General features: G+C 68.9%; 3 protein-coding genes. All 3 read right to left on the minus strand.

Going from position 1 to position 2,076, the window contains the following annotated elements; genetic code table 11:
• Positions 1-72 precede the first annotated feature (72 nt).
• Genes AB8A24_RS19625 through AB8A24_RS19635 form a run of 3 tightly spaced genes read right to left on the minus strand, consistent with a single transcriptional unit; the run spans position 73 to position 1,947 of the window.
• Positions 73-813 carry a DUF3159 domain-containing protein gene (locus tag AB8A24_RS19625; protein WP_328961311.1) on the minus strand — a complete coding sequence of 247 codons (741 nt, stop codon included), beginning with the start codon at positions 811-813 and terminating at the stop codon, positions 73-75.
• Between the two features lie 3 nt (positions 814-816).
• Positions 817-1,236 carry an OB-fold nucleic acid binding domain-containing protein gene (locus AB8A24_RS19630; RefSeq protein WP_266378698.1) on the minus strand — a complete coding sequence of 140 codons (420 nt, stop codon included), beginning with the start codon at positions 1,234-1,236 and terminating at the stop codon, positions 817-819.
• Positions 1,237-1,260: 24 nt separating this feature from the next.
• Positions 1,261-1,947 carry a response regulator gene (locus tag AB8A24_RS19635; RefSeq protein ID WP_328961312.1) on the minus strand — a complete coding sequence of 229 codons (687 nt, stop codon included), beginning with the start codon at positions 1,945-1,947 and terminating at the stop codon, positions 1,261-1,263.
• Between the last annotated feature and the right edge of the window lie 129 nt (positions 1,948-2,076).

Consider the following 2,076-nt stretch of genomic DNA (forward strand, 5'->3'; position numbering starts at 1 on the left):
GGGACCGGCCCTCCCGGGTCGGTCCCGCCCCTTTCGTCAGCTGTGGGCCGTCAGGTCGTCAGCTGTGGGCCGTCAGGCCTTCGGCCCCTTGGCGGCGGCCTCGGCGGCCTCCTTGGCCTCCCACTCCGCGATCACGTTGATCGGCGGTGGCGCCTTCGCCAGGAAGACCCAGGTGAAGTACACGGCGAGCACCATCGGCGGGAGCTTCAGCGCGACCAGCACCCAGCCCAGCTGCGTCGCGTCCCCCCAGAAGTAGATCGGGAAGAGGATCGCGTACTTGGCGAGGAAGATCAGGCCCCAGGCCAGGCTGGCCTTGACGTACGCCTGCTTGCGCCCGGGGTTGCGGGTGCGCCAGGACAGGTTCTCCTTGAACACCGGCCCCAGGATCACGCCGAGCAGGGGGTAGCCCACCAGCGCCGAGAGCGTGAAGACCACGCCCAGACCCGCGCCGTAGATCATGCCGGGCAGGTAGAAGCCCTTCGCGTTGTCCGTGAAGAGGGCGAAGGCCACGCCCACGCCCACGCCGAAGACACCGCTGAAGGCGTGCTTGACGGTGTCCTTGCGGACGAGCCGCACGATCACCAGCAGGATCGCGACGGCGCCCGCGGCGATCGCGGACATCTGCACGTTCTTGTTGATCGTGAAGATCATCACGAACAGCAGGCCCGGGAGCATCGTCTCCACGGTGCCCCGGATGCCGCCGAAGGCATCGAAGAGCGCCGCCTGGGTCACGGCCTTCTGGTCCTCGGAAGGGCCGGCGGCATGGCGCGGCCCCGCCGGTTCCGGGGTGGTCGGTTTGTCGAGTGACGTCACCGGTCAGTGCTCCTGTCCGAGCGGGCGGAGTTCGTACTTCGGGTTGAAGAGCACCCGACGGCCGTGGGTCATGGAGATGCGCCCCGAAGCGATCATGCGGCGACCGGGCTCGATTCCCACGATCGAGCGACGCCCGAGCCAGACCACGTCCAGCGGGGCCGAGCCGTCGAAGAGCTCGGCCTCCAGGGCGGGGACGCCCGCACGCGGACGCAGGGTGACCGTACGCAGGGTTCCGGTCACCTTGACTATCTGACGGTCGTGGCAGTCGCAGATCCGCGTACACCCCGCGGCTTCTGCGTCCTCCTGCAGCTCCGCCGAATGCAGCTCCTCCTGGGAGGTGGACAGCCGCTCAATCATCCGGCGGAACCGGCCCGCAGGCCTGGCCGGCTTCGCGGGCTTCTCGGGACGCGGTTCAGCACTCATACAGGAAGCGTACCGGCGTGCCCGCTACCGCTCGAAGCGGTATCCCATGCCCGGCTCGGTGATGAAGTGCCGCGGGTGCGAGGGATCCGCCTCCAGTTTGCGCCGCAGTTGGGCCATGTAGACCCGCAGGTAGTTCGTCTCGGTGCCGTACGAGGGCCCCCAGACCTCCTGGAGCAATTGCTTCTGGCTGACCAGCTTGCCGCGGTTGCGGACCAGGACCTCCAGCAGGTGCCACTCGGTGGGCGTCAGCCGTACGTCGCGTCCCTCGCGCACGGCCTTCTTGGCGGCCAGGTCCACCGTGAAGTCGGCCGTCTCCACGATCACCTCGTCCTCGCCGGAGCCCACGGCCGGCTCCGCCCGGCGGACGGCGGCGCGCAGCCGCGCCATCAGCTCGTCCATGCCGAAGGGCTTGGTGACGTAGTCGTCGGCGCCCGCGTCCAACGCCTCGACCTTCTCGTCGGAGCTGTGCCGGGCGGAGAGGACCAGGATCGGTACCCGGGTCCAACCGCGCAGGCCCTTGATCACCTCGACGCCGTCCATGTCGGGCAGTCCGAGGTCGAGGACGACCACGTCGGGGTGGCGGGCGGCCGCGAGCTCCAGTGCGGTCGCGCCGTCGGCCGCGGCGTCGACCTCGTACCCGCGCGCCTTCAGGTTGATCACAAGGGCTCGGACGATCTGCGGCTCGTCTTCCACCACGAGCACCCGGGTCATTGAGGTCCTGCCTTCTGTCGCGTCATCCGATCACGGTCGTGATCACGTTCTATCGGTTCCGTCGGTTCCGTCGGTTCCGTCGGTTCCGTCGGTTCCGTCGGTTCCGTCGGTTCCGTCGGTTCCGTCGGT

This window comes from Streptomyces sp. BF23-19, from assembly GCF_041106355.1.
GTDB lineage: Bacteria > Actinomycetota > Actinomycetes > Streptomycetales > Streptomycetaceae > Streptomyces > Streptomyces virginiae_A.